This window comes from Leptolyngbya sp. FACHB-711, assembly GCF_014695615.1.
Classification (GTDB): domain Bacteria; phylum Cyanobacteriota; class Cyanobacteriia; order Elainellales; family Elainellaceae; genus Leptolyngbya_A.
Genome location: NZ_JACJOR010000417.1, coordinates 1 through 7,864, shown reverse-complemented (window position 1 = coordinate 7,864; position 7,864 = coordinate 1). Strand labels below are relative to the sequence as shown.

General features: G+C 46.6%; 3 protein-coding genes and 2 pseudogenes. 4 read left to right on the top strand and 1 reads right to left on the bottom strand.

From position 1 onward, the window contains the following. Nucleotides 1-97: 97 nt before the first annotated feature. Nucleotides 98-539 (top strand): annotated as a pseudogene (locus tag H6F80_RS18495) (IS1 family transposase); the annotation flags it as partial. Here the strand turns inward: H6F80_RS18495 and H6F80_RS18490 are convergent. Then, entirely contained in the window at nt 536-856 is a 321-nt protein-coding gene (locus H6F80_RS18490; RefSeq protein WP_242067438.1) for a cysteine hydrolase family protein, read from the bottom strand. The pseudogene H6F80_RS18495 and the gene H6F80_RS18490 overlap by 4 nt on opposite strands. 512 nt (nt 857-1,368) lie before the next feature. On the opposite strand from H6F80_RS18490, the gene H6F80_RS18485 reads away from it, so the two are divergent. The 3 genes and pseudogenes from H6F80_RS18485 to H6F80_RS18475 form a co-directional block, all read left to right on the top strand. Then, complete coding sequence (locus tag H6F80_RS18485) at nt 1,369-1,545, top strand: hypothetical protein (RefSeq protein ID WP_190792997.1); 177 nt, start codon at nt 1,369-1,371, stop codon at nt 1,543-1,545. A 16-nt stretch (nt 1,546-1,561) separates the two neighbouring features. Then, nucleotides 1,562-1,825: pseudogene (locus H6F80_RS18480) on the top strand (IS66 family transposase); the annotation flags it as partial. 110 nt (nt 1,826-1,935) lie between these two features. Beyond that, nucleotides 1,936-7,864: PAS domain S-box protein (locus tag H6F80_RS18475; RefSeq protein ID WP_190792996.1), on the top strand; the 5,929-nt coding region annotated here is incomplete at its 3' end.

Genomic DNA, 7,864 nt, shown 5'->3' with positions numbered 1-7,864 from the left:
AAGCGCGCAGCAAGCGGTCTTGTGTCAGCACCCGTTCAATATCCAGCATTTGCTTATCCCATTTCTGCCTTCTATTCTTGCTTATTTCCCGACAAGTCTATTACCTGATGCGTATGATCCAGAAACGACACCGGAAGTTGGAGAGTTGGATGAATTAGAAACTTTTGTTGGCTCAAAAAAACAAAATCTGGCTGTGGACTGCAGTTGACCACTTTCAGCAGGGCATTTTAGGGTGGGTCGTAGGCGATCATAGTGCCGAAACGTTTGCACCGTTGTGGGCTATCGTTAAGCGTTGGCAGTGCTACTTTTATGTGACTGATGGATGGTCTGTTTACCCTGGATTGATTTCCCCAGGCGATCAAATTGTGAGCAAAACCTACATGACCAGAGTGGAGGGAGAGAACACCCGCCTGCGCCATTATCTAGCTCGGTTACACCGCAAGACGTTGTGTTATTCCAAATCCGTAGCGATGCTGAAGCACTCGATTCGATTGCTACTGCACTACCTCAAGTTTGGAGACGTGCCCGTTCCACCTTAAATCATATTCCTGTTCAGCAACGCCACAAATTCCTCATTGTCCCAAGCGTTGATCTGTCCGGGGCGCGGAATGAAGGGAGCATCAGGAAACTTCTCCTTCAGTTCGGGCAGGATGACTCCATTGGGACCGTCCTCAAAGCTAGTGCTCAAAACAGTAGGCAGGTTGAAAAACTCGGCTACACTTGCTAGCGCTAGCACATTATTTTTGAAGTCGGCGGCACCAATATCACGCACAAGCGAGAACAGTCCAGTTTGGTGATCCACCAGTAGAACCGCAGCATTATTCTTATCTAGACGATTGTACTTGAATGTAGACATTAGGTAATTCTCCTATTTGAGTGATTGGTGAATGAGGAATTGCAGAATGAAATCAAAAGCTAAACATCTCTGCTTGTGCTTTTAAGTGAAACGTCTGTTTACCCTCAAGGGTTGATGACGTAAGCGATCGCGCCATGAACTAAGTCTGCAAGACAACGCCAAATTTCATCACTTAAGCTCCGCAAGTTAAGCACAGAGTTAAGATTTTCGTGTCACGTGCCCAAAGAGCATTCGCCCAGTTGCACCTTGAATATTCATGCCTTCAAGCATGAAACCGTGCAATTTGCTTGCTCAATCCATTTGCATGACTGTTTGCACAAATTCAATATAGGTGGTCGCCTTCAAGCTGTCGCCTACAGCAAGTTAAATTCTTTACAGTGCAAATTGATAGAGTAACCATGCCATCGCAGAGTAGAAGGCTGGCTCTAACTTAAGTTAGAGTCCGAATTTGATCGAAAGTACATTCATACAACCGATCGACCATCAATGTCTGAATGCAAAATCCGGTAGCGATGTCCCAGACCTTTGATGTGGGCGAGACCTGTTTGCCCCCGGATGAAGCGGCTGTCACTACGAGCTATTGCCGTGAACCGACGACAGACCCTGGCTGCCTCAACGCTTCAGCAATACAGCTCTCGATTCCGAGGCAGCCTGCGGGAGATCTTGAATCTGAAGCCCTAGTCCCCTAAGGGACAGCAATTTTTCAGGCACTACTCGACTATTGAGAAGCGCCTGCTGCTGTTCCTCAACAATGAGACGGTGCCGCCGACCAATCATTCCAGTGAACAGGCAATGCGCTGGAGCGTGGTTTTTCGCAAGGTCACCCATGGCTTTTGCTCCGATTGGGGTGCGGAGTTGTTCGCCCAGGTGTGGTCGTTGGTGAATACGGCTCGCCGTCAGAGTATCTCTGCCTTCCAGGCTATTCCCCATGCCCTTGCCTCACACCAGTCTGAGTGGCTACTGAGTTGAGCAATTACAAGTCAGGATATAAAGACCTATACAAGGAGCTTTATATCCTGAAGTTTGGCAAGCGATATACTTTGGAAAACGGATGACAGTCCTTCATCAGGGAGCATTCAATGATTACCCTGCCTGGAATTACTATCCACAGCAAAATCTATGAGAGCTTAGCTTCTTTGGTGTATCGGGGCATCAGAGAGCAAGATAACTGTGCAGTGATTGCCAAAGTTCTCAAGCAGGATTATCCCTCTCCTCAGGATTTAACTCGCTATCGGCAGGAGTATGAAATTACTCGCTTTCTCAACATTGAAGGCGTAGTCAAGGCATACAGCCAGCAAGACTACCAGCGCACGCTGGTTCTTCTTTTGGAAGACTTTGGTGGAGAGTCTTTAGAATGCTGGATGCGGCAACAATTAGGCTTCTCTCCCATGCCGCTGTCGGTTTTTTTGAATATGGCGATCGCCATTACGGATACTCTAGGCAAAATCCATGCGGCTCATGTCATCCATAAAGACATTAATCCTGGCAACATTGTCTTTAATCCGAGGACTGGCGTGGTCAAAATCATTGATTTTGGCATTGCCACTCGCTTCAGTCGTACCAATCCTACATTCAAAAGTCTCCATCTTCTAGAAGGAACCCCCGCCTATTTGTCGCCAGAGCAAACCGGACGAATGAACCGGATGCTCGACTATCGCACCGACTTTTATTCACTGGGTGCAACCTTCTACGAACTGTTGACGGGACAATTGCCGTTTCCCACTAGTGATCTCCTAGAGCTAGTCCACTGCCACATTGCCAGACCGCCGGCTCCCCCGCATGAATTGAACGCAACGATTCCCCAACCTGTTTCAGATCTGATTTTGAAACTGATGGCAAAGAATGCGGAGGATCGCTATCAAAGTGCTTGGGGCATCAAAGCAGATTTAGAACGCTGTGCCCAGCAACTGGCAGAAGTGGGTTTAATTGAACCTATGCCATTGGGTCTGCAAGATGTTTCTGAGCAGTTCCGCATTCCTCAAAAACTATATGGGCGAGAAGCGAAGATTGCAGCATTATTGGCGGCGTTTGACAGAGTGGCAGGGAATGAGGGAGTAGGGGAATGGGGAAGTGGGGGAGCAGAAGAAGACATTCCCCTACTACCGCATCGTGAAATGATGCTGGTCTCCGGTTATGCTGGCATCGGCAAAACGGCATTGGTGCAGGAACTCCATAAACCGGTCACAGCAAACCAAGGCTATTTCATCTCTGGCAAATTTGACCAATTTGGGCGCAATATTCCCTACAGCGCCATTGTGAATGCCTTGCAGAAGTTAGTGCAGCAACTCTTGAGCAAACCGGATGAGCAGATGGAAGTATGGCGATCGCGCCTGCTCACTGCTCTGGGCAGCAGCGGACAAATCATCATTGATGTCATCCCCGAAGTTGAGTTAATCATTGGCAAGCAGTCGCCTACACCCAAAGTTGGAGCAACAGAAGCACAGAATCGCTTCAATCTCACGTTTCAAAAATTTGTGCGGGCGTTTTGTGCAAAAGAGCATCCCCTAGTCATTTTCTTAGACGATCTACAGTGGATCGCTTCTGCGACTTTGAAGTTAATCGAACTCATCTTACTTGATGAGCAAATCCAGTATCTGTTTTTGATCGGAGCCTACCGAGATAACGAACTGACTCCAACGCATCCGTTGGTCTTAACGCTAGAGAGCATGCGAAACCAGGGAGCAGTACTTCAGGAAATCACCCTGACCCCCTTAACGCTGGAACCGTTGACTCAACTGGTGGCTGAGACATTACATCACAATCCTGATACCGTTCGTTCTTTAGCCCAAGTCGTGTTGTGCAAAACCGAGGGCAACCCTTTCTTTGTGGGTGAATTTTTGAAGCTGCTGCATAGCGAAAACCTGTTGACCTTTGATGCCCAACAGTTGAGTTGGCAGTGGAACCTAGCTGAGATTGAAGCTCAAGATATCACCGATAATGTGGTGGAGCTGCTGCTGCGTCAGTTGCAGAAATTGCCGGAAGCAACACAGCAAATTCTCTCCATCGCCGCTTGTGTTGGGTCGGAGTTTGATTTAGAAACGTTGGCGTTTAGCGCAGAGCGCAACTCCGAAGGAACCGTTTGCGAAAAATCACCGAAAGCAGTTTTCCAGGATTTATTAGAAGCAATACAAGCAGGATTAATTCAACCTCTGTCTGACTTGGACGAAGATTTGTTGGTTCAAGAGTATAAGTTTCTGCACGATCGCGTGCAGCAAGCGGCTTATGCTTTGATTGATGAATCGCAGAAACAGGTTGTGCATCTCCAAATCGGTGGCAATTTGCTCGAAAAAACTTCTCCAGAGCAACGCTCCGAGCGGCTGTTTGAAATCATCGATCATCTCAATCAAGGACTTGAGCTAGTCACTGCTCGATCAGAACGAACTGAAATTGCCAGATTGAACTTAAGGGCAGGTCAGAAAGCAAAGGCAGCAACGGCTTATGAAGCAGCTTTTAAGTATTTCACTATAGGGCTTAAACTCCTCAATTCAGAGAGTTGGCTCAGTGAGTATGACCTCACCTTAGCGCTGTACTCAGAAGCAGCAGAAGCGGCGTATCTCCAGGGTCACTTTGATGAGATGGAACAGTTGGTAGAAGTGGTACTCGCTCGTGCCAAAACAGTGGTTGACAAAGTGCAGGTTTACGATAGCAGAATTCAAGGATATTTGTCGCAGGGCAACTTGAAAGAAGTACTTAAAATTGGATTGCAAGTGTTGAAGCTCTTGGGAGTAATCTTACCAGAAAATCCAAGTGAGTTAGATGTTCGAGGCGGATTGGAGGAAACGGCTGCACGATTAGCTGAACGAGAAATTGAAGACTTGGTTAATTTACCAGAGATGACTGCACCAGAACCGCTAGCAGCAATGTCAATCCTAGGGAGTATAGGGGCTGCTGCATTCATAGTATCACCAGCACTATTCATGCTGATTACTTGCAAAACGGTAAATTTATCAATCAACTACGGTAATGCTATCTGGTCACCACTGTATTATACTGCCTACGGATTTGTTCTATGTGGAGTTGTTCAAGACATTGAACTCGGCTATAAATTTGGTCAATTGGCTCTTAGCTTAGCGGAACAATTGAATACCAAAAAAGGCAAGGCTAGAGCATTACAGTTATTTAGTGGCAATGTTATGCAATGGAAAGTACATCTTAAGGAGACGATACCACTGCTGATTGAGGCTTATCAGGAAGGAGTGGAAACCGGAGACTTTGAAAGTGCTGGTTATGCTGCCTATAACGTATGCTATAACTCGTTTTCTGCTGGAGAGGAACTCACCCAACTGGAACAAAAAACAGCAACCTATAGCAAAGCGACCAATCAAATCAGACGGAAAAGCCCCTCGAATTGGCTTGCAATAGTGTGGCAGACAATTCTTAATTTGTTAGATAGATCTGAGAATCCCAGTCGCTTAGTTGGTCGGGTTTGTAATGAAGAGGAGGCGTTATCACACGCTACTGCAGTTAAAGATAGAACTGTAATTCAAATACTCTATTTACACAAAGTCATGTTGTGTTATCTATTTGAAGAACACCATCAAGCTGTACAGACTGCTATTTTGGCAAGGCAACATTTTGAAGAGGTGTCAGCAATAATAAGTCTACCTATATTCTGTTTCTATCATTCGCTGGCGCTTTTGAGCCTATTGCTCGATGCTTCAAACTCTGAAAAATCAGCTTGGCTAAACTGCGTTAACACCAACCAAGAAAAAATGCAGAAATGGGCAGAACACGCCCCAATGAATTATTTACATAAATTTTATCTAGTCGAAGCAGAGAAAGCACGAGTCTTAAGGCAATTTCTTGAGGCTGAAGAGTTTTATGAACAGGCGATTCAAGGAGCCAGAGAAAATGAATATATCCAGGAAGAGGCGTTAGCATACGAATTGGCTGCAAAACATTATCTAGCGCGAGGTCGGGAAAAGATTGCTCAGATCTACATGAAAGAAGCACACTACTGCTATGAAAGATGGGGCGCAACTGCTAAAGTCAAAGATTTAGAAAAACGCTATCCACAACTACTCAATTCCAACCTGATTCGGCAATCGAACTCAATCTTGACCGCTAAAACGACCCTTCATCCGACTGCGGCGATCGATTTGGCTGCGGTAATGAAAGCAGCTCAAGCTCTTTCAGAAATAATCCATCTCGATCAATTGATCGCCACGTTAATGCAGGTGGTGATAGAAAATGCCGGAGCCGAAACAGGCGTTCTAGTGCTCCTAGAAGACGATCAACTCACTGTGGTGGCTCAGTGTAGTGGGAGTAGACAGTGCAACCTGGAAAAGATCGCTGTTACTGACTGTGCAACGATTCCTGTCCCCGTCATTTACTCAGTAGAACGTACTCAAGAAACTCTGGTGTTTGATGATGCAGTTAGTGAACCATCTTTTTTGACTGATCCTTATATTCAAAAGCAACAGACGCGATCGCTCCTGTGTATGCCAATTCTCAAGCAAAGTCAGATGATCGGCATCCTTTATCTGGAGAACAATCTCAGTACCGGAGTGTTTACCCGCGATCGCTTACAAGTCCTCAAACTGTTGATGGCTCAGGCAGCAATTTCACTGGAGAATGCTCGGTTATATGAACAGTTAGCAGACTATACCGAAACATTGGAAAGAAAGGTAGAAGAGCGAACTCAATCCCTACAGCAGGAAATCGCTGAACGTCTACAGACCGAAGCCGCATTGAGACAAAGTGAAGCGAATTATCGCAACCTGCTACAAACCGCGAATTCCGTTATCATTCGCTATGACACGCAAGGACGAATTCACTACATCAACGATTATGGAGTGAAATTGTTGGGCTATGAAGAACATCAGATTTTAGGGCGAACCCTATTTGAAACCATCATTCCAGACATCGAAACCTCTGGACGCGATGTCAAACCCCTTGTTCATAATTTACTTCGCAATCCTCAATCGTACCCGCAAAGCGAGGGTGAAAACCTGTGTCGAGACGGTCGACGAGTTTGGATGTCCTGGTCGAATCAAGCCATCTTCAATGAACAGGGAGAGGTCGTTGAAATCTTATCGGTGGGCAATGACACCACCCAGCGTAAACAAGCAGAAGAGGCTCTACAACGCAGTGAAGCTAAATTCCGAGCTATCTTTGCAAACTCCCAGGTTGGCATCTACCGCACCCGCATTGGTGATGGGTTAATTCTCAATGCCAATCAATGCTTTGCCAATCTGTATGGCTTTGACTCACCAGAGGAGATCATTGGGATTGAACACACCGCAGGCTACTATGTCAATCCCAGCGATCGCCAACAATTCCTTGAGTTGCTGAAGCGGGATGGGGAAGTGCGAAACTTTGAAGCCCAGGTGCGGAAACGAGATGGGACATTGTTTTGGGTACTTTTCTCTTCTTATCTGAATGCAGCCGATGGATACATCGAAGGGGTGGTTGTAGATATTAGCGATCGCAAACAGGCAGAAGCCGCGCTGCAAGCCTCTGAAGCAGAACTGCGAGCGCTCTTCTCAGCCATTCCCGATCCGCTGTGTGTTTACAATGCTGAAGGGCAAGTGATCGACGCAATCCCAGGAAATCCATCCTATGGAGAGGAGTATATAAAGGAATATATTGGTAAAACACTGCATCAACTCTATGCCAAGGAACAAGCTGATGAATTCCTGAATTATATTCAGCAGGTGGTGAAAACCCAACAAGTACTCACCGTTGAATACACTGAATGCCAGTGGATAGCTGGACGAGAAGTCTGGTTTTCGGCTCGCATTGCCCCGATTCGGCACGAACAGGTGATTTGGTTGGCGCGAGACATTACGCTGCAAAAGCAAGCAGAAGCAGCCTCAATTTTAGAGGAGCGCAACCGCATGGCACGCGAAATTCACGACACACTGGCTCAGTCGTTTACAGGCATTCTGGCTCAGGTCGGAGCTGCAAGCCAAGTGCTAACGGATGATGTAGAAGCAACTCAGGCACACCTAGAGCTGATCAAAGAATTGGCGCGAACTGGACTGACTGAAGCACGGCGATCGGTCG